At 64.7% G+C, this 17,355-nt stretch carries 18 protein-coding genes; 11 read left to right on the forward strand and 7 right to left on the reverse strand.

The window, feature by feature from the left end:
• Nucleotides 1-12 precede the first annotated feature (12 nt).
• Genes dmpE through AB688_RS18615 form a run of 4 tightly spaced genes read right to left on the reverse strand, consistent with a single transcriptional unit; the run spans nt 13 to nt 3,854 of the window.
• Nucleotides 13-795, reverse strand: a complete 783-nt coding sequence (dmpE, locus tag AB688_RS18600) for a 2-oxopent-4-enoate hydratase (protein ID WP_063545471.1) — start codon at nt 793-795, stop codon at nt 13-15.
• A gap of 10 nt (nt 796-805) precedes the next feature.
• Nucleotides 806-2,266 carry a 2-hydroxymuconic semialdehyde dehydrogenase gene (locus AB688_RS18605; protein WP_063545472.1) on the reverse strand — a complete coding sequence of 487 codons (1,461 nt, stop codon included), beginning with the start codon at nt 2,264-2,266 and terminating at the stop codon, nt 806-808.
• Between the two features lie 20 nt (nt 2,267-2,286).
• Entirely contained in the window at nt 2,287-2,994 is a 708-nt protein-coding gene (locus AB688_RS18610; RefSeq protein ID WP_063545473.1) for a class II aldolase/adducin family protein, read from the reverse strand.
• Nucleotides 2,991-3,854, reverse strand: a complete 864-nt coding sequence (locus tag AB688_RS18615; protein ID WP_063545474.1) for a VOC family protein — start codon at nt 3,852-3,854, stop codon at nt 2,991-2,993. The genes AB688_RS18610 and AB688_RS18615 overlap by 4 nt, the downstream gene beginning before the upstream one ends.
• Nucleotides 3,855-3,960: 106 nt before the next feature.
• Between AB688_RS18615 and AB688_RS18620 the strand changes: the two genes are divergently transcribed.
• Together AB688_RS18620 and AB688_RS18625 are read left to right on the forward strand one after the other, a co-directional pair.
• The gene (locus AB688_RS18620; protein ID WP_063545475.1) at nt 3,961-4,860 is read left to right on the forward strand and encodes a LysR family transcriptional regulator; all 900 of its coding nucleotides are present in this window, start codon (nt 3,961-3,963) and stop codon (nt 4,858-4,860) included.
• A gap of 121 nt (nt 4,861-4,981) precedes the next feature.
• Entirely contained in the window at nt 4,982-5,761 is a 780-nt protein-coding gene (locus AB688_RS18625) for a TSUP family transporter (protein ID WP_063545476.1), read from the forward strand.
• Between the two features lie 69 nt (nt 5,762-5,830).
• Here AB688_RS18625 and nudC read toward each other — a convergent pair whose 3' ends face one another.
• A complete protein-coding gene (nudC, locus tag AB688_RS18630; protein ID WP_063545477.1) occupies nt 5,831-6,661 on the reverse strand; it encodes an NAD(+) diphosphatase in 831 nt (276 codons plus the stop codon).
• A 36-nt stretch (nt 6,662-6,697) separates the two neighbouring features.
• Complete coding sequence (locus AB688_RS18635) at nt 6,698-7,510, reverse strand: crotonase/enoyl-CoA hydratase family protein (protein ID WP_063545478.1); 813 nt, start codon at nt 7,508-7,510, stop codon at nt 6,698-6,700.
• A 199-nt stretch (nt 7,511-7,709) separates the two neighbouring features.
• Between AB688_RS18635 and AB688_RS18640 the strand changes: the two genes are divergently transcribed.
• From AB688_RS18640 to AB688_RS18670, 7 genes are all read left to right on the forward strand, one after another.
• Nucleotides 7,710-8,327, forward strand: a complete 618-nt coding sequence (locus AB688_RS18640) for a dihydrofolate reductase family protein (RefSeq protein ID WP_063545479.1) — start codon at nt 7,710-7,712, stop codon at nt 8,325-8,327.
• Between the two features lie 77 nt (nt 8,328-8,404).
• Nucleotides 8,405-9,370: an MBL fold metallo-hydrolase gene (locus AB688_RS18645; protein ID WP_063545480.1), complete on the forward strand. Its 966-nt coding sequence runs from the start codon at nt 8,405-8,407 to the stop codon at nt 9,368-9,370.
• Between the two features lie 102 nt (nt 9,371-9,472).
• On the forward strand, nt 9,473-9,901 hold the full coding sequence (locus tag AB688_RS18650) for a DUF2231 domain-containing protein (RefSeq protein ID WP_054892136.1): 429 nt from the start codon (nt 9,473-9,475) through the stop codon (nt 9,899-9,901).
• A complete protein-coding gene (locus tag AB688_RS18655) occupies nt 9,898-11,190 on the forward strand; it encodes a PQQ-dependent sugar dehydrogenase (RefSeq protein WP_063545481.1) in 1,293 nt (430 codons plus the stop codon). Before AB688_RS18650 ends, AB688_RS18655 begins: the two co-directional genes overlap by 4 nt.
• A 54-nt stretch (nt 11,191-11,244) precedes the next feature.
• Entirely contained in the window at nt 11,245-11,562 is a 318-nt protein-coding gene (locus AB688_RS26910; RefSeq protein WP_155738226.1) for a hypothetical protein, read from the forward strand.
• On the forward strand, nt 11,513-12,865 hold the full coding sequence (gene glpT, locus AB688_RS18665) for a glycerol-3-phosphate transporter (RefSeq protein WP_063545483.1): 1,353 nt from the start codon (nt 11,513-11,515) through the stop codon (nt 12,863-12,865). The genes AB688_RS26910 and glpT overlap by 50 nt, the downstream gene beginning before the upstream one ends.
• Nucleotides 12,866-13,330: 465 nt before the next feature.
• A complete protein-coding gene (locus tag AB688_RS18670) occupies nt 13,331-14,659 on the forward strand; it encodes an OprD family porin (RefSeq protein ID WP_063545484.1) in 1,329 nt (442 codons plus the stop codon).
• A gap of 65 nt (nt 14,660-14,724) precedes the next feature.
• Here AB688_RS18670 and AB688_RS18675 read toward each other — a convergent pair whose 3' ends face one another.
• Entirely contained in the window at nt 14,725-15,240 is a 516-nt protein-coding gene (locus AB688_RS18675) for a DUF3455 domain-containing protein (protein ID WP_063545485.1), read from the reverse strand.
• Nucleotides 15,241-15,715: 475 nt separating this feature from the next.
• On the opposite strand from AB688_RS18675, the gene AB688_RS18680 reads away from it, so the two are divergent.
• Both AB688_RS18680 and AB688_RS18685 read left to right on the forward strand, forming a co-directional pair.
• A complete protein-coding gene (locus AB688_RS18680; protein WP_155738227.1) occupies nt 15,716-16,459 on the forward strand; it encodes a hypothetical protein in 744 nt (247 codons plus the stop codon).
• A 15-nt stretch (nt 16,460-16,474) separates the two neighbouring features.
• On the forward strand, nt 16,475-17,353 hold the full coding sequence (locus AB688_RS18685) for a c-type heme family protein (protein WP_081255285.1): 879 nt from the start codon (nt 16,475-16,477) through the stop codon (nt 17,351-17,353).
• Nucleotides 17,354-17,355: the final 2 nt, after the last annotated feature.

Below are 17,355 nucleotides of genomic sequence, written 5' to 3' on the forward strand. Positions count from 1 at the left end.
AGGGGTTTTCCTTCAAACGAAGCGAACAGCGGCCGAGCCGATGCCGCCGAGGCTGATACGCAGTTGGTCACCGGCCTGCACCGGCACCATGGCCGCCAGCGAACCGGAGAGAATCACCTCGCCCTTGTTCAGCGCGATGCCGAGGCGGCCGAGGGTGTTGGCCAACCAGGCCACGGCGTTGGCCGGATGGCCAAGCGCGGCGGCACCGGCGCCGGTGGCGACGATCTCGCCGTTCTTTTCCAGGGTCATGCCGACACAGGCCAGGTCCACATCACGCGGATCAACACTGCGGTCCCCCAGCACGAAGGCAGCGGCGGAGGCGTTGTCGGCGACGGTGTCCTGGATGCGGATCTTCCAGTCGCGAATGCGCGAGTCGACGATCTCGAAGCACGGCATCACATAGGCGGTGGCGCGCAGCACATCGGCGACAGTGACGCCCGGGCCCTGCAGAGACTCCTTGAGCACGAAGGCGATCTCGCCCTCGGCCTTGGGCGCGATGAGGCCGTCGATAGCGATGGCCGCGCCATCGGCGTGGAGCATGTCGCTGAGCAGGTGACCGAAGTCTGGCTGGTCGACGCCGAGCATGTTCATCACCACCTGACTGGTGACGCCGATCTTCTTGCCCAGCACCCGCTCGCCTGCATCGAGGCGCGGCTGGATCATCGCCAGCTGCACCTGGTAGGCCTGCTCCAGGGTGATGTCGGGGTGGGTTTCGGTCAGCGGCGCCAGGGCCTGGCCACACGCCAGGGCCTGGTGCAGTTGCTGGCCGGCGCGCTGGATGTCGTCAAGGTTCATGGAGTGCTCCTCACAGGCGGACGCAGACGTTGCGCAATTCGGTGTAGAACTCCAGCGAGTGCACACCCCCCTCACGGCCGATGCCCGACTGCTTGGCGCCGCCGAAGGCGGTGCGCAGATCGCGCAGGAACCACGCGTTGATCCAGCAGATGCCAACATCCAGCGCGCTGCCCAAGCGGTGGGCGACCTGCAGGTCGCGGGTCCAGACACTGGCAGCCAGCCCGTAAGGAGTATCGTTGGCCAGGGCCACGGCCTCTTCCTCGGTGTCGAACGGCGCGATGTGGCAGCAGGGGCCGAAGATCTCTTCGCGGATCACCGCCGAGGTTTCCGGCAGGCCGGTCCAGATGGTCGGCTCGAACCAGGCGCCTTCGGCCAGGTGCGCCGGCACCTGGGGAATGCCGCCGCCGCACACCACGGTGGCGCCATCGGCGATAGCCTGGCGGGCGTAGGACAGCACCTTCTCGCGGTGCCCGAGGGAGATCAGCGGCCCCATGGTGGTGCCATGGGCGTTCGGATCGCCCACCACGATGCTCGCGGCGTGCGCCTTGAAGGCCTCGACGAAGCGCTCGAACAATGGCCGCTGCACGTAGATGCGTTCAGTCCCCAGGCACACCTGCCCACTGTTCTCGAACACTGCGCGCCCCAGCCCCTTGACGGCTTTCTCAAGGTCGGCGTCGGCGAAGACGATGCCGGCGTTCTTGCCGCCCAGCTCCAGCGAGACCGGGCGAATGCCCTTGGCCGCAGCCTTCATGATGACCTCGCCAGTCCCGGTCTCGCCGGTGAAGGTCACGCCATCGACATCCGGGTGCGAGGTCAGGAAGGCCCCCGCCGAATCGGCGCCAAAGCCATGCACCACGTTGTACACGCCCGGCGGCACTCCGGCCTCGTTCATCACCTCGCCCAGCAGCGTGGCAGTGGCCGGGGTTTCTTCGGATGGCTTGACCACCACGGTGTTGCCGCAGGCCAGGGCCGGGCCGACCTTCCATGTCATCAGCAGCAGCGGCAGGTTCCACGGGCAGACCACGCCGATCACACCGCGCGGTGCTCGCACGGCGTAGTTGACCGCCTTGCCACCGTCTGGGGTGTCCATCACGAAGCTTTCGGTCGGTACGTTGCGGATCAGGTCGGCGAACACCTTGAAGTTGGCGGCGCCTCGCGGAATGTCGAGGTGCCCGGCCAAGTGTGCAGGCTTGCCGGTGTCGGCCACTTCGGCCGCGACGAACTCGGCGTGGCGACGCTCTATGCCCTCGGCGACCTTGTGCAGCAGCGCAGTACGCTGGGCGACCGTCATCGTCCCCCAAGGGCCTTTGAGGGCGGCACGGGCAGCGGCCACGGCGGCATCGACTTCGGCTTGCCCCGCTTCGTGGACGAGGCCGATGACACTGTTGTCGGCAGGGTTGCGGTTTTCGAAGGTGCGGGCACTGGAGACCCACTCGCCATTGATGAAATGACGAAACGCTTGCGCAGGCATGATCGGTAGTCCTCTGTTTTTTATTCGAATACGGTGTCGCTGGCTTCCGGATCGCCGGCAGTGAGGTATTCCCACATCCGCTCGTAGATCCGCCCGCCACGGGTGGCGCGTTGCGCGCAGGCCTGGGCATCGAGCAACGGGCCGCGCTCGGCCAGGCCTGCGGCCTGCAGTTGCAGCTCGATGCGCGCGGCGTCCTCCAGGTACCAAGTCAGGGTCAGGGCCTCGACCAGCGAATCGCCGGCGACGATGGCACCGTTACCGCGCATGGCCAGGGCCTTGCCTTGGCCGAACAGCTCAGCCAGCGCGCTGGCCTGGGCATCGTCACGCAGCAACTGGACGTCGTCCCACAGCGGGATCGACGGCTGGAAGTAACTGCCCATGCCATGCCGCGGCTGTGGCGTGAGGCCGGCGCAGGACAGCGCCATCACCTGCGCCGGCATGCTGCGGATCACTGCGCCCAGGTCGGCGCGGCGACGGTAGAGCTGCTGGTGGATGCGCACCTCGCCCAGCACGCCGTCTGGCAGCGGCCCATGGACCGGCACCACGGTGCCCGGCTCGCCCACGCCGATCAGGCCCATCGGGCGCGCTGCACAGACCAGGAAGTACTCGGCGTCCAGGCGCAGGCTGCAATGCCCGTAGGCATGCGCCAGGCCGGCGCGGCCCAACGCGCGGGCCGCCATGCGCACCTGGCGTTGCTGCGCCTGGCTGGCAATCGGCTGGCCGCTCATGCCTTGAACTCCGGGATATCGGGTTTCGAACCCCAGGCGCAGTACGACGACGATACGCCGGGGAACTGCCGTGGCTGGTGGCTGGAGTCGTCTTCGGCGCGGATGTGGCTGACCCCGGTGGAATACTCGTAGGTCATGCCGTCCGGCCCTTCGAAGTACAGGAACACCGCACCCGAGGTCGGATGCCGACCCGGGCCGAAGAGGATCTTGATGTTGCGCTCACGCAGGAAATAGTAGGCGCGCATCACGTCGTCGATGCTCTCGACCTGGTGGTTGATGTGCTGCACCCCGGCGTGGCTGGAGGGGAACAGCGCGATCTTGTGGTGCACCTCGTCGATGCGCAGCAGCGGCGCCTCGCCGATGCGATCGCTGACTCGGGCGTTGGCCAGGCGGGTCCAGAAATCCTCGTCGCGGCGGGCGTCGGTGGTGCGCAGTCCGATATGGCTGAAGCCGGTGATGCCGGCGTCGCGGCTGGGGAAGTAACGGCTGCCGCTGGCGTGGGGGCGCAACACCAGTTCGATGTTGTTGCCGCTGGGGTCCTTGAATCGGATCAGCTCATTGACGTGGCGCACCTCGGCGTCTTCACGCGAGCCGTGCACCACGCTGAAGGCATTGCGTTCGAGCAGCACGGCGGCGTGCTCCAGCTCGTCGCTGCTGGTGACCTCGAAGGCGGTTGTGGTTTCGCGCGGGTCACCCTCGTAGTAGCACAGGGTGTGATCGCGGCTGTCGGAGCGAAAATACACCGCACCGTTGGCCTCGCGGGCCACCTGCAGACCGAGGATCTGCGTCGCGTAGCGGCGTGCATCGTCCAGGTTGGCGGTACCCAGGCGCACGTAGCGGATATCGTGCAGGTTGATCATGGGTGGAGTCCCTTGGTTTTATTTTTGTCTGGACTCATCCTCGCAACCGGCGCTTAATCGCAGAAGCTAATTCTCTTTATTCGCACTATTTGATTTGGTTATAGAGATGCGCACCGACCTCAACCTGCTTCGCGTCCTTCTAGCCGTCTACGAAACCGGCAACGTCACCGCTGCGGCGAAACAGCTGGGCATCAGCCAGCCCGCCGCCAGCGCCGCCCTCGCCCGCCTGCGCCATTCGCTGCAAGATCCGCTGTTCATCCGCTCCGGTGCCGGCATGGAGGCCACGCCACGGGCCCAGGGCATCATCGAGCGCACCCGCGAAGTCATCGAAATCATCGACCGCGACATCCTCAGCAGCCCAACCTTCGACCCTGCCACCGCCGAAGACGAGTTCGTGTTCTGCCTGAGCGAGATCGGCGAGGTGGTGTTCCTGCCACCGTTGTTCCAGAAGCTGCGCCAGCTCGCGCCACGCATTCGCCTGCGCACGCTCAGCCTGGCACCCGATGCGCTCACCGATAGCCTGCATGACGGCAAGGTCGATGCCGTGCTGGGTTACTTCCCCGACCTCACGGCCCCCAACATCTACCAGCAACGGCTGTTCTCCCACGACCTCACCTGCATGCTGCGCCGCGGCCACCCACTGGCCCGCGAGCGCCTGGCGCTCGAGGATTTCGCCCGTATGGAGCACCTGCAGGTGCGCGACGGCAGCCGCCGCCAGGAAATGTTCGAGGCGCATCTGAACGAAGCGGGGATCAAGCGCAACATCGTGCTCGAGACCTCGCACTACATGAGCGTGCCCTCAATCATCGAGCAATCCGACCTGGTGGTGGTGCTGCCGCGCACCGTGGCCAATCTGTACCTGGATACCGTGAACGTGCAGATCGTCGAGCCGCCGGTGGAGATCCCCTGCTACGACCTCAAGCAGTTCTGGCACGCACGCTTCCAGCAGGCGCCACGCAGTGTGTGGTTGCGCAGGGTGATCAGCGAGTTGTTTGCGCAAGGCTAGGCACGACGGATCCCCAAGCTCCAGCTAGCGACTCTGGCAAGGGCGCGCCCCGAGGGCTACCATGTGCAGCCTCTGGCGCGACCTTTTGCCGCGCCCTCGCCTGTAGCCTGAAAGCCGTCCCATGCCCTTCGAACTCACCGTAGAACCGCTTACCCTGCTGATCCTCGCCGCAGTGGCCTTCGTCGCCGGTTTCATCGATGCCATTGCCGGTGGCGGCGGCCTGCTCACCACCCCCGCCCTGCTCACCGCCGGCATGCCGCCGCACCTGGTGCTGGGCACCAACAAGCTCAGCTCGACCTTCGGCTCGGCCACCGCCGGGTTCACCTACTACCGACGCAAGCTGTTCCACCCGGCGCAGTGGCGCCTGGCGATCGTCGGCACCCTCAATGGCGCGCTGATCGGCGCGGTGATCGCGCACTACATGCCCGCCGAATGGCTGAACAAGATGCTGCCGGTGATCGTCTTCGCCTGTGGCGTGTACCTGCTGTTCGGCGGCACCCCCAAGGCGCCGCTGGATGCCGATGCACCGATCAGGAAAAAATGGCAGTTCCCCCAGGGTTTCAGCCTTGGTTTCTACGACGGCGTGGCAGGCCCCGGCACGGGTGCGTTCTGGACGGTAAGCACACTGCTGCTCTACCCCATCGACCTGGTACGTGCCAGTGGTGTGGCGCGCAGCATGAACTTCGTCAGCAACATCGCGGCGCTGACGGTGTTCGTGATTTCCGGGCAAGTGGACTACATCGTCGGCCTGGCCATGGGCGTGTCGGTGATGATTGGTGCGTTCTTCGGCGCCCGCACCGCGATCAGCGGCGGTAGCAAGTTCATTCGTCCGGTGTTCATCACCGTGGTGCTGGCGCTGACCGTGCGCCTGGCCTGGCAGCACTGGTTCGGCCAGGCCTGAGCGGCCCAGCCCTCAGCTGGATTAACCACGATGACAATTCCGTCGTGGTTGCCCGCGGAACAGCCCTGATCAGGTCGGCAGCACCGGCTCTGCCAGACCCAGCCGCCGCGCCACGTACAGGTCGATCAGGTAGCGTGCGATGGAGCGCCCGGCGGGCAATGGCGGCAGGTCGTGCACGCTGAACCACTGGGCATCCTCGATCTCGTCAGGCTGCATGACGATCTCGCCGCCGGCGTACTCGGCGTGGAAGCCCAGCATCATCGAATGTGGGAACGGCCAGCACTGGCTGCCCACGTACTGGATATTCTTGACCTGCACCGCCACTTCCTCGCGCACTTCGCGCACCAGGCAATCCTCCGCCGACTCGCCCGGTTCGGCAAAGCCGGCCAGGGTGCTGTACACGCCGGTGACGAAGCGCGGCGAGCGCGCCAGCAGGATTTCGTCGCCACGGGTCACCAGCACGATCATGCTGGGCGAGATGCGCGGGTAGCTGCGCAGGTCGCAGGGCTGGCAATGCATCGCCCGCTCCCAGCGAATCTGCGTCATCGGCTGGCCGCAGCTGCCGCAGAAACGATGCTCGCGCGCCCAGGTGCCGATCTGTGCGGCGTAACCCAGCAGCTTGTAGGTATCGAAGTCGCCTTCGAGCATGAACTGGCGCAGGCCGCGCCAGCTCATGCCCGGCAGTTCACTGGCAGTGCGCAGCTCCAGGAGGAACACCGGTTCGCCGTCGAAATGACCGATACCGTGCTCGCAGAGTACGTCCAGCTCCTGGCGCTTGAGCCAGTCCCGCGGGAACAACGCACCGTTGTCGTCCACCAGGAACCCCGCAGGGCTGCGGGCGACGGCCAGGCCGCCAGCGGTCTGCGGGTCGAGTACTGCGGTAGTCCAGCGTGCTGACATGTTCGGATCCCTTCAGGCGCGTGCGCCGTCGGGAAGTCAGTCGGCGAACGTCGGTTTCTGTTTGTTCATGTGGGCCGCCACCGCGACCCGCAGGTCTTCTGACTGCAGCATGGCGGCGTTCCAGGTGGCGATGTACTGCAGGCCATCGTCGATACGATGGTCGCGCATGTAGCTGATCATTTCCTTGGTGCCGGCCACGGCGATGGGCGATTTTCCTGCAATTTCCCGGGCGATGGCAAAGACCCCGTCGAGCAATGCAGCCTGATCGTCATAGACCCGGTTGACCAGGCCGATGCGCAATGCCTCGGTGGCGTCGATCATACGCCCGGTGTAGGCCAGCTCACGCATCATGCCGTCGCCGATGATACGTGGCAAACGTTGCAGGGTGCCGACATCGGCGGCCATGCCCATGTCGATTTCCTTGATCGAGAACTGCGCATCAGCGCTGCAATAGCGCATGTCGCAGGCCGACACCAGGTCGATGGCACCGCCGATGCAATAGCCCTGAATCGCCGCCAGCACCGGCTTGCGGCACTTGTCGACGGCCGTGAACGAGCTTTGCAGGCGCAGGATGGTGCGGCGCAGCAGGCGCGCATTGCGGCCGGCGTCCTTGCCCATCTGGCCGGCCAGCGAGGCCAGCATCATCAGGTCGATCCCCGAGGAAAAATGCTTGCCCGCGCCGCTGACAACCACCGCCCGCACCGCCTTGGTGTCGTCGATCCACTGGAAGATCTCGACGATTTCCTCCCAGAAGGCCGCGTTCATCGCGTTGATTTTTTCCGGGCGATTGATCTGTACATGGGCGATGTTGTCGGTCAGTTCGACCTTGAACGCGGTGTACTCGGTCACGGGCGGCACTCCTGTGGGGAAAGGGTTCACGCGCCGGACTATAACGCACCTGCAAGGCGGTGCTTATGCCAAAGGCGGGACTGATCGCCGCGGGTAACAAATGGGCTGTCGATTCGCGCCTTGCCCGTTCGACCAATCTTCAGGAACCGCAGTGACCTATTCTTCCACTGCCCCGAACACCCCTCGCGAGGACACCCCCATGCGCACACTCATCGTTGCCGCGTTCGTCAGCCTGGACGGCGTCATGCAGGCCCCTGGCGGCCCGCAGGAAGACACCAGCCAGGGCTTCGGTTTTGGTGGCTGGCTCGTGCCCTATGCCGACGAGACCTTTGGCCAAGCCATGCAAGCGCTGTTCAGCCAGCCCTTCGAACTGCTGCTGGGGCGGCGTACCTACGACATCTTTGCCGGCTATTGGCCCAAGGTAGACGCCGACTCGGACAACGCGCCCATGGCCGAGCTGTTCAACAAGGTGCCCAAGCACGTCGCCACCCACCACCCTGACACCCTCGACTGGCAAAACAGCCGCGCCCTGGGCGCTGATGTGATCCAGGCCGTCCACACGCTCAAGCAGCAGGACGGCCCGGCACTGCTCACCCAAGGCAGCGCCGAACTGGTGCAGCAACTGTTGGCTGCCGGGTTGGTGGACGAGCTGCGCCTGTTGATCAACCCGGTGATGCTCGGGCACGGCAAGCGGCTGTTCGCAGACAACGCGCAACCGGCAGCGCTGAGCCTGGTCGAGTCCCTGAGCACGCCACGCGGGGTACTGCTCGCCCATTACCGGCGCAGTGGCGCGGTGCAGACCGGCAGCTTTGCCTGACACAGCGCCCAACCCGGGTTGTGCCCACCGGTGTGTCGCGCCTTAGAATAGGCCGACACTCTCTGGAAGCATTTCATATGGACCTGCTGTTCCTGGGCACCAGCGCCGGAGCGCCCACCAAGGCGCGCAATGTCAGCGCCACGGCCGTCATCGACACGAGCGGCAGCGGCTGGTATCTGGTCGACTGCGGCGAGGCCACCCAGCACCAGCTCCTGCACACACCTTTATCGGTCCGAGACCTGCGCGCGATCTTCATCACCCACGTACATGGCGATCACTGCTTCGGCCTGCCCGGCCTGCTGGCCAGCGCCGGCATGTCCGGGCGCAGCGAGCCACTCGAGTTGATCCTGCCAACTGCCCTGCACGACTGGGTGCGCCTGAGCCTGTCGGTCAGCGACACCTACCTGCCCTTCGAGCTGCGCCTGCACGCGGCCGAAACCTTCGGCACCTGGAGCAACACCAGCCTGCAGGTCAATGCAGTCGAGCTGTCCCATCGGGTGCCGAGCCGTGGCTATGTGTTCACCGAGATCAACCCCGAGCCCCGCCTGGACATCCAGCGCCTGGAGGCCGACGGCATCCCGCGCGGCCCGTTGTGGGGCGAACTGGCCAAGGGCACTGCCGTGGTTCACGAGGGCCGCATGCTCGATCCACGGCACTACCTGCGCGCCTCCCGGCCTGCGCGACGGGTCATCGTCTGCGGCGACAACGATCGCCCCGAGCTGTTGGCAGAGGTTGCCAGGGACGCGGATGTACTGGTGCACGAAGCGACCTTCACCCAGCCACTGATCGAACGCACCGGTGTCAGCTTCGGACACAGCAGTGCCGAGGCGGTCGCGCGCTTCGCCCAGGCCGCCGGGGTGAGGAATCTCGTGCTCACGCACTTCAGCGCGCGCTACCAGGGCGATCCACGGCGCAGCCCGTGCATCGACGACATCCACGCCGAAGCCCAGACCCACTACGACGGTTGCTTGATACTGGCGCGCGATCTTGAGCGTTATCACCTGGACCGAAACGGGCAACTGGTACGCGAGCAAAATACTTGAACGCGAAATTGCACTGAACCAACCGACCAGCCGCGCGATCCTTCCCTAGGCGCAGCCAGCGTAAAAATCGCTGGCTTTCATCGCCAACGACAAGGAGCCGCCATGACCACGACCGTCCACGACCCCTACCGGTGCACGCCCGGGCCGCTGCATGCGACCCTGCTGGCCGGCACCGTGCCGCTGTTTCTCGGGGCACTGATCAGCGACATCGCCTACTACCAGACCTTCCAGATCCAGTGGAGCAACTTCGCCGCCTGGCTCATCGCCGGAGGGCTGCTGTTCTGCGGCCTGGCCGTGCTGTTCGCGTTGGCCAACCTGGTGCGCGCCGAGCGCAAGGCCGGTCGCCCGGTGCTGTACGTGCTGCTGTTGGTGGTGACCTGGCTGCTGGGGCTGGTCAACGCCTTCGAGCACGCCAAGGATGCCTGGGCGGTCATGCCCTCGGGGCTGGTGCTGTCGGTGATCGTCAGCGTGCTGGCCTGCATCGCCACCTGGATCGGCCTGACCAACCTGCGCTCGGGAGGTGCTGCATGAAGACGCCCCTCGCGCTGTCGATCCTGAGCATGAGCCTGCTGCTGGCCGCCTGCGGTGGTGAAGGCGATGCCACCCAGGCCCGCGGCCCCGACCCGAAACTTCCGGCCCCCGAACGTGGCCTGCTACCGAGCATGAAGATCGCCGAGCCGGCACTGTGGGGCGAGCAGAAACCCAAGGTGCCGGACGGCTACAGCATCACCGCCATCGCCACCGACCTGAAGATCCCGCGCCAGACGCTGATCCTGCCCAACGGCGACATCATCGTGGCAGAAGGTCGTGGCGGCAATGCCGCCAAGCTCAAGCCCAAGGACGTGATCGCCAGCCAGATCAAGGCCAAGGGCAACACCCAGGTCAAAAGCGGCAATCGCCTCACCCTGCTGCGCGATGCCGATGGCGACGGCCGCTACGAAGTGCAGACAGTGTTCGCCGAAAACCTCAACGCCCCCTACGGCCTGGCATTTGCCGATGGCAAGCTGTACGTGGCCAATCAGGATGCGCTGGTGCGCTTCGATTACCAGGACGGCCAGACCAAGGCCGACGGCCCGCCGACCACGCTCACCGAGCTGCCCTCGACGATCAACCACCACTGGACCAAGGCGCTGACCATCAGCCCGGACGGTCGCTACCTGTATGTGGGCATCGGCTCGAACAGCAACATCACCGAGCGCGGCATGGAAGTGGAGATCGACCGCGCGATGGTCTGGCAGATCGACGCCCAGACCGGCGCCCACAAACCCTACGCGACCGGCCTGCGCAACCCCACGGCGCTGACCATCCAGCCTGATTCGGGGCAACTGTGGGCGGTGGTCAACGAACGCGACGAGCTGGGGCCGGACCTGGTGCCGGACTACCTGACTTCGGTGCGCGAAGGGGCCTTCTACGGGTGGCCCTGGAGCTACTGGGGGCAGAACGTCGATACCCGCGCGCAACCGCAGAATCCGGAGAAAGTCGCCGCCGCGATCAAGCCGGACTACAGCCTGGGTTCGCACGTCGCCGCACTGGGCGTGGATTTCTCCCTGCCGGCGATGGGCGAACAGTTCGCCAACGGTGTATTCGTAGGCGAGCACGGCAGCTGGAACCGGCCCAATCCTGTCGGCTACAAGGTGATCTTCGTGCCGTTCAGCAACGGCAAGCCAGCGGGTGAGCCAATCGACTTCGCTACCGGTTTCCGGGGTGAGGATGGCAAGACACGCGGCCGCCCGGTGGGGGTGACAGTGGATCCGAAAGGCGCGCTGATCATCGCCGACGACCTGGCCAATACTGTGTGGCGGGTGACGCGTAATCAGTGATGCGCTAAATCAAGGCCAGCCCGCCCCCACAGGGGGATGGCTGGCCTTGAGGTTATGAACCGCACCCGCCATGGCCTTGAAATCTGGCGCCAGCTCAGCCCTGCCGCGCCGAAAGCCAAGCCTACCCCGCCCAGCACCACCACCGATGTCTCCAGCAAACGCAGCGACATCGCCCCCCCCAAACAGCCAGACCCCGTCCCTGATCACGATCTGACGGAGCGTTCGCAAAGCAACACTCCAGCCTGTGAAAGCGATATTTTTTTCTGTAACGAAAATGTAATATTCGCTTTCGCAGATAAAACAACAACGTTGGAGTACCCCGATGTTTGCCTTCTTCCGCCCCGCCGTGCACCGGGCGCCGCTGCCCGCTGAACAGGTCGACAGTACCTATCGCCGCCTGCGCTGGCAGATCTTCGCCGGCATCTTCTTCGGTTATGCAGGCTATTACCTGCTGCGCAAGAACTTCTCCCTGGCCATGCCTTACCTGATCGACGAGGAAGGCTACACCCGCGGCCAGCTCGGCCTGGCAATCTCGGCCATCGCCATTGCCTACGGCCTGTCCAAGTTCCTCATGGGCCTGGTGTCCGACCGCTCCAACCCCCGTTACTTCCTGCCCTTCGGCCTGCTGGTGTCGGCTGCGGTGATGTTCGTGTTCGGATTCGCGCACTGGGCCACCTCCAGCGTCACCATCATGTTCATCCTGCTGTTCATCAACGGCTGGGCCCAGGGCATGGGCTGGCCGCCGAGCGGACGGACCATGGTGCACTGGTGGTCGCAGAAGGAGCGCGGCGGCGTGGTGTCGGTGTGGAACGTGGCACATAACGTGGGTGGCGGCCTGATTGGCCCGCTGTTCATCCTTGGGCTGGGCTGGACCAACGACTGGCATGCTGCCTTCTATGTACCGGCCGCCGTGGCGGTGCTGGTGGCCGTGTTCGCCTTCGTCACCATGCGCGACACCCCGCAATCGGTGGGCCTGCCGCCGATCGAGGAGTACAAGAACGACTACCCCGAAGGCTACGACGCCAGCCACGAACAGGAATTCAGCGCCAAGCAGATCTTCGTCAAGTACGTGCTGCGCAACAAGATGCTCTGGTACATCGCCCTGGCCAACGTGTTCGTCTACCTGCTGCGCTACGGCGTGCTCGACTGGGCGCCGACCTACCTCAAGGAGGCCAAGCACTTCACCGTCGACAAGACCTCCTGGGCCTACTTCTTCTACGAGTGGGCAGGCATCCCCGGCACCCTGCTGTGCGGCTGGATGTCGGACAAGATCTTCCGTGGCAATCGCGGCCTGACCGGCATCGTGTTCATGGCCCTGGTCACCGTCGCCACCCTGGTGTACTGGCTCAACCCACCGGGCAACCCCACCGTCGACATGATCGCGCTGTTCTCCATCGGCTTCCTGATCTACGGCCCGGTGATGCTGATCGGCCTGCAGGCGCTGGAGCTGGCGCCGAAGAAAGCCGCCGGCACCGCCGCCGGGTTCACGGGCCTGTTCGGCTACCTGGGCGGCTCGGTCGCAGCCAGTGCCGCGATGGGCTACACCGTCGACCACTTCGGTTGGGACGGCGGCTTCGTGCTGCTGGTCGGTGCCTGCCTGCTGTCGATCGCCTTCCTGCTGCCGACACTGCGCCACACTCAGGTTGCCAGCAGCCGCCGCGAAGCGGTGGTGTGATCGGCTGATATAACGCCCGCGACAAACAACAAGGCCGGTGACATTCTTTGTCACCGGCCTTGTTGTTTCTGCTGCAGGAAAGTTGCCCCCTGCCCTTCCAGGCGCGCTGAAATCAGTGCGCGAAAAAAATGGCTCTTCGCCACCCATCATTAAATATCAGGCATAAAAAAGCCGCCTGAAACCAGGCGGCAAACAACCAAAGGGCGATAAAGTGGAGCCCACCCAGGAGGTGCTCTAGCACGGGGGATGTCCTGAATGCACGAATACTTTATCGGGGCCGACTTTAACCCCATAGTCACTCGATACTGCAATCAAAAACCGTGATTTCGATTATCAACGAAACACAATGGCATGCGCGGCGCATTTGTTACTAGTAGCCCGGCATCAATACCGGCTACACCCTTACAACAATTACATTCCTTTACCCAGACACCTGCCTCAACAATTCCAACCAAGGGGTATGACATGTCGCCATTCCGACTCTCCATGCTGAGCGCGGCACTGCTGTGCGCGCCGTTGCAAGCCGCATTCGCCGAAGCCGTTTCGAGCCAGTCCGAAGCCAAGGGATTCTTCGAGGGCAGCGAGTTGAATGCACGCCTGCGCAACTACTACTTCAACCGTGATGGCAAGTCGCAAGGCCCGGATCGCCGCGACTGGACCCAAGGTTTCATCCTCAACTACAGCTCCGGCTTCACCCAGGGTACCGTGGGCTTCGGCGTCGAAGCGTTCGGCCACCTGGCAGTCAAGCTCGACGGCGGCAAGGGCACCTCCGGCACCGGCAACCTGCCCGTCAGGGACAACGGCTCACCCGAAGACGACTACGGCCGCGCCGGTGGTGCGTTGAAAGTGCGCATCTCCAAGACCGAACTGCGCTGGGGCGACCTGCAACCCACGGCGCCGGTATTCGCCGCCGGCGGTACCCGCCTGCTGCCGCAAACCGCCACTGGCTTCAACCTGCTCAGCAGCGAGATCAAGGGACTGGATCTGGAAGCGGGCCACTTCACCGGAGGCAACGGCCCGGTCACCACCAACGGCGACCATGGCCTGTGGGCCTCCTACGCCAATATCCAGGCTGACAGCATCAACTACATCGGCGGCAAATACGCAGTCAACGACGCCCTGTCGGTGTCGCTGTACGGCTCCAAGCTGCAGGACATCTGGCGCCAGTACTACGGCAACGCCAACTACATCCTGGCGCTGGCCGACGACCAGTCGCTGAACTTCGACTTCAACCTCTACCGCACCAATGACGACGGTCGCGCCGACGCCGGTGCGATCAACAACACCACCTGGTCGTTCTCCACCGCGTACAGTTTCCTCTCGGCGCACACCATCACCCTGGCCTACCAGAAAGTGCACGGCGACACCCCGTTCGACTATGTCGCCTTCGGCATCAACGGCCCGGGAGACACCGGTGACGGGATCTTCCTGGCCAACTCCATCCAGTACTCGGACTTCAACGGGCCAGAGGAAAAATCATGGCAGGTGCGCTACGACCTGGACATGAACACCTTCGGCGTGCCGGGGTTGAGCTTCATGGCCCGCTACGTCAACGGCCATGGCATCGACGGCAGCAAGATGGCCGCGGACAGCAAGTACCTGGGCTATGGCTATGGCGAGGATGGCAAGCATCATGAGACCAACCTCGAAGCAAAGTACGTGGTGCAGTCCGGCCCGGCCAAGGACCTGTCGGTGCGCCTGCGCGAGGCAATCCATCGGGGCAATGCCGACCAGGCCGAAGGGGATGTCAACGAGTTCCGGGTGATCGTCGACTACCCGCTGTCGATTCTCTGATCGCGACGTCAGTACCGCCCCGCGATGAGGCCGGCACTGAAATCCATCAAACCCTGAACACTCCATCACCGCCCCAGAAACACATACCGCGCGCTGTACGGTTCAACGTGCAGCGCGCCCTCCCGTGTGCAGCTTCCGGCAAACTTGCCACCCTGGGTATCGAGCCGCTGCACCTCGTCCACTCCACTCAACACGCCCTGCCCCTGGTGGCTGGCAACCTCCAATTGCAACAGCGCGATATCCGGCTCGCCGGCGCCCCGCGCCTGGGCCACGACCTTGCCGGTCACCCGGCTGCCGTCGTCCATCTCCCAGGACGGCCCGACAAAATGGTGGCCGACGGTCTTGCCGCCTCGGGTGAGGGTGGCCAGCGGTTCGCGAAATGCCCATTTCAACTGCCCGGTTTCATCGGCCCGGCAGTCATAGACCTGCACCCCCACTGCTTGCACAGCGAGGATCTCGGCCTTGCCCGGCGCGACGGTGAAGCTGGCCGGCGCCGCGCCAGCGAGCAGTGGCACGGCCAGGGCGCAGACGCCGAGGAAGGCGCGGCGGCGTTGCGGGGTGGTGCATGAGGTCGGGTGCATGGTGTTTTGCCTGTGATCAATGGGGACCTCTACACAACAAGCCAGCCCACCCGTTTATTCCCGCTGTATCTACCGGCCCTATCGCGGGACCAGTCGCAACGGCGAACCGCCGCTCCCACAGGTTCATCATCGTTATTGAAAGCGGTGGGGTGCCTGTGGGAGCGGGCTGGTCCCGCGATAGGGCCAGCAATGCCAACGAATAACCCGCGCGCCCATAACGAGAACACCCGCCACCGCCCTTTTATTCCATGATTTCATTCAATACATCCCCTTGAAATACATAGAAAAAATTGACGTTCATCGCACCCCGTGAATCGGTAGCCTGCGCTCATCCCGGGGTTACCCCTTCCGTACACACGATGACCGAACCGTGAACAGAACCGCGCTCCTCCCCCTCCTGGCTAGCCTGCTCCACCTCTCGCCACTGCTCGCAGCCCCGGCAGATATCGGGGTGATCAGCGCGGCGGAAAAGCCCGTGCAACTGCTGCGTGCCACAAGCGTCTACCAAGCCAGCGCCGGCGCCCGCCTACAGAGTGCCGACTACCTCGAAGCCGGCAGCACAGGCGTGCTCATCGACCAACTGGCCGGCACACGCATTGCCCTTGGCCCGCACACCCGCCTGTATCTGGAACACACTGGCAACACCACCCATCTCAACCTGCTGCAGGGCTGGCTCAAGCTGCAACCGTTGAGCGGCGTACCCCAAGGCAATCTACGGGTCAGCACCGCCAACCTGGCGCTCGATGCGAGCAAGGCCGCCAGCGTCATCCATGCCGACGCCAGTGGCACCGAAGTGTTCGTCGAAGACGGCATGGTCAGCGTCCGTGATCCGGGGCAGAAGCCGCGCGACCCTGCCAGGCAGGTGCTGCGCCGCGAAGAATTTGCCCAGGCCAAGGGCCAGGGCCCCGTGAGCACGCCGGGTCGCCCCAGTGGCGACTTCATCGGCGCGATGCCGCCCGCCTTCTTCGACCCGCTGCCCAGCGTCGCCGCCCGCAAGCTCACAGCCGACCCGCTGAACAAGCTGCGTGAAGCCAGCTTCGCCGACGCCAGCCCGCTGCTGCTCGGCCCCCTCAAGCTCAACGGCGCATCCCTGGCCACGCGGTTCACACCGCGCCTGGCCGATCCGGCCTTCCGCCAGGCCATCGTGCAGCGCTTCGGCGGCACGCTGGACTGGGAAACCGCGCTGTACCGATTCGAACGCAAGAACGCCACGCGCTGACACCCCGGAGCCCCCATGAAACTGACCCTGGCCGTACGCTTCAACCTGGTGTTCCTGGCCGTCTTCATCGTTGGCTTCATCGCCAGCAGCCTATTTGCCAACTACCTGCTGCAAAAAAGCGCACGTGAAGAATCATTGGACAAGGCACGCATGCTCATGAGCGCCGCCAGCGCCAGCAGCACCTACACCGCCGAACAGATCGTGCCGCTGCTGGAGAACCGCCTGAAGTTCGAATTCCTGCCACAGTCGATCCCCTCCTTCGCCGCCACCGAGCAGCTCCAGCAACTGCTCAAGACCTACCCCGACTTCCTCTACAAGGAAGCCACCCTCAACCCGACCAACCCACGCAACAAGGCCACCGGCTGGGAAACCGAGGTGGTCGAACAGTTGCGCGGCAAGCCCGACACCCAGGAACTGATCGGCGAGCGCAGCGATGGCAAGGGCCCGGCGCTGTTCGTCGCCCAGCCGATCCAGATTACCGACCCCGCCTGCCTGGCCTGCCACACCTCCCCGGAAACCGCACCGAAGACCGTGGTCGACCGCTACGGCACGCACAACGGCTTCGGCTGGAAGCTCAACGAGATCATCGGCGCACGCCTGGTCTCGGTGCCGCTGGCCGTGCCGCTGCAGCGGGCCAGCGAGTTGCTGCACACCTTCATGCTGTCGCTGCTGGGGGTGTTCGTATTCCTGTTCTGCGCGCTGAACGTGATGGTCCACCTGTTCGTCATCCGCCGCCTGCGGGCGATGTCGGCACTGGCCGACCGGGTCAGCCTCGGCGAAGACGACGTGCCGGAGATGGACGTCAGCGGCCACGACGAACTGGCACGCATGGGCCAATCGTTCGTGCGCATGCGCACCAGCCTGGTCAGCGCCATGAAGATGCTCGAAGAATAACC

Origin of the sequence: Pseudomonas putida (genome assembly GCF_001636055.1) — a bacterium.
Lineage (GTDB): Bacteria > Pseudomonadota > Gammaproteobacteria > Pseudomonadales > Pseudomonadaceae > Aquipseudomonas > Aquipseudomonas machongensis.

Excerpts from the sequence above, each read along its gene's own strand:
- AB688_RS18675 (WP_063545485.1), bottom strand. The coding sequence starts at position 15,240 with ATGCACCCGACCTCATGCACCACCCCGCAACGCCGCCGCGCCTTCCTC.
- AB688_RS18640 (WP_063545479.1), top strand. The coding sequence starts at position 7,710 with ATGCGCACACTCATCGTTGCCGCGTTCGTCAGCCTGGACGGCGTCATG.
- AB688_RS18610 (WP_063545473.1), bottom strand. The coding sequence starts at position 2,994 with ATGAGCGGCCAGCCGATTGCCAGCCAGGCGCAGCAACGCCAGGTGCGC.
- glpT (WP_063545483.1), top strand. The coding sequence starts at position 11,513 with ATGTTTGCCTTCTTCCGCCCCGCCGTGCACCGGGCGCCGCTGCCCGCT.
- AB688_RS18650 (WP_054892136.1), top strand. The coding sequence starts at position 9,473 with ATGACCACGACCGTCCACGACCCCTACCGGTGCACGCCCGGGCCGCTG.
- AB688_RS18620 (WP_063545475.1), top strand. The coding sequence starts at position 3,961 with ATGCGCACCGACCTCAACCTGCTTCGCGTCCTTCTAGCCGTCTACGAA.
- AB688_RS18645 (WP_063545480.1), top strand. The coding sequence starts at position 8,405 with ATGGACCTGCTGTTCCTGGGCACCAGCGCCGGAGCGCCCACCAAGGCG.
- AB688_RS26910 (WP_155738226.1), top strand. The coding sequence starts at position 11,245 with ATGAACCGCACCCGCCATGGCCTTGAAATCTGGCGCCAGCTCAGCCCT.
- AB688_RS18615 (WP_063545474.1), bottom strand. The coding sequence starts at position 3,854 with ATGATCAACCTGCACGATATCCGCTACGTGCGCCTGGGTACCGCCAAC.
- nudC (WP_063545477.1), bottom strand. The coding sequence starts at position 6,661 with ATGTCAGCACGCTGGACTACCGCAGTACTCGACCCGCAGACCGCTGGC.
- AB688_RS18655 (WP_063545481.1), top strand. The coding sequence starts at position 9,898 with ATGAAGACGCCCCTCGCGCTGTCGATCCTGAGCATGAGCCTGCTGCTG.
- AB688_RS18670 (WP_063545484.1), top strand. The coding sequence starts at position 13,331 with ATGTCGCCATTCCGACTCTCCATGCTGAGCGCGGCACTGCTGTGCGCG.
- AB688_RS18685 (WP_081255285.1), top strand. The coding sequence starts at position 16,475 with ATGAAACTGACCCTGGCCGTACGCTTCAACCTGGTGTTCCTGGCCGTC.
- dmpE (WP_063545471.1), bottom strand. The coding sequence starts at position 795 with ATGAACCTTGACGACATCCAGCGCGCCGGCCAGCAACTGCACCAGGCC.
- AB688_RS18605 (WP_063545472.1), bottom strand. The coding sequence starts at position 2,266 with ATGCCTGCGCAAGCGTTTCGTCATTTCATCAATGGCGAGTGGGTCTCC.
- AB688_RS18625 (WP_063545476.1), top strand. The coding sequence starts at position 4,982 with ATGCCCTTCGAACTCACCGTAGAACCGCTTACCCTGCTGATCCTCGCC.